Origin of the sequence: Anoxybacillus sp. MB8, assembly GCF_011006755.1 — a bacterium.
Classification (GTDB): domain Bacteria; phylum Bacillota; class Bacilli; order Bacillales; family Anoxybacillaceae; genus Anoxybacillus; species Anoxybacillus gonensis.
Genome location: NZ_RXXX01000153.1, coordinates 1 through 344 on the forward strand (window position 1 = coordinate 1; position 344 = coordinate 344).

The window sequence follows — 344 nt, forward strand, 5'->3', positions numbered from 1 at the left end:
GCCGCCGAAGGTGGGGCAAATGATTGGGGTGAAGTCGTAACAAGGTAGCCGTATCGGAAGGTGCGGCTGGATCACCTCCTTTCTAAGGATATAATTGATATGATAAAAAACGCTTTTTCGCTTCGTTTAGTTTTGAGGGAATATCCCTCATACATGTTCAAGCAGTAGCCTTGCGCCTGCGTCTAAAAGTGGCTTCGAGGAAGATGGATTCCTCGGCGCATGGCAGCAAAGATGTAGCTTCAAGAAGAAGCCATGTTCTTTGAAAACTAGATAACAGGCTGAAAAGTGTGTTTAGTTAAGTTAGAAAGGGCGCACGGTGGATGCCTTGGCACTAGGAGCCGATG

At 47.1% G+C, this 344-nt stretch carries 1 rRNA gene; it reads left to right on the forward strand.

The features are described from left to right. Positions 1 to 82, forward strand: a 16S ribosomal RNA gene (locus tag EKC99_RS15635); the annotation flags it as partial. Between the last annotated feature and the right edge of the window lie 262 nt (positions 83 to 344).